This window comes from Streptomyces capoamus (genome assembly GCF_014654935.1).
Lineage (GTDB): Bacteria > Actinomycetota > Actinomycetes > Streptomycetales > Streptomycetaceae > Streptomyces > Streptomyces capoamus.
Map to the genome: position 1 here is coordinate 1 of NZ_BNBF01000125.1, position 594 is coordinate 594.

The window sequence follows — 594 nt, forward strand, 5'->3', positions numbered from 1 at the left end:
GAACAGGGCGCTGACGGACACCTCCGCGCCCGTCACCGTCCGCACCCGGCTCACCAGACGCGTCACGAGCAGGGAATGCCCACCCAGATCGAAGAAACTGTCCTCCGGACCCACACCGTCCACACCGAGCACCTCGGCGAACAGACCGCACAGGATCTCCTCCTGCACCGACCGCGGCCCACGCCCCGCACCCGAGACAGCCACCTCCGGCGCCGGCAACGCCCGCCGGTCCAGCTTCCCGTTCACCGTCAACGGGAACCCGTCCACCACCACGAACGCCGACGGCACCATGTACTCCGGCAGCCTCCCGGCCACCTCCGCCCGCAACCGGGCCACATCCACACCCTCACCCGGCACCGCGACCACATACGCCACCAGACGCTGATCCCCCGGCCGGTCCTCCCGCAGCACCACCGTCACATCCGCGACCAGCCCATGCTCCAGCAACACCGCCTCGACCTCGCCGAGTTCGATCCGGAAACCACGCAACTTCACCTGGTCGTCCGCACGCCCCACAAACACCAGACGGCCGTCCCCGTCCCACCGCGCCACATCACCCGTCCGATACAACCGGCCACCCGCCGGCCCGAACGG

General features: G+C 70.0%; 1 protein-coding gene. It reads right to left on the bottom strand.

Annotated elements, in window-relative coordinates; all coding sequences use genetic code 11:
• Positions 1 to 594, bottom strand: a 594-nt coding sequence (locus IE312_RS38080; protein ID WP_189986849.1) for an AMP-binding enzyme, incomplete at both ends; no start/stop codon positions are given.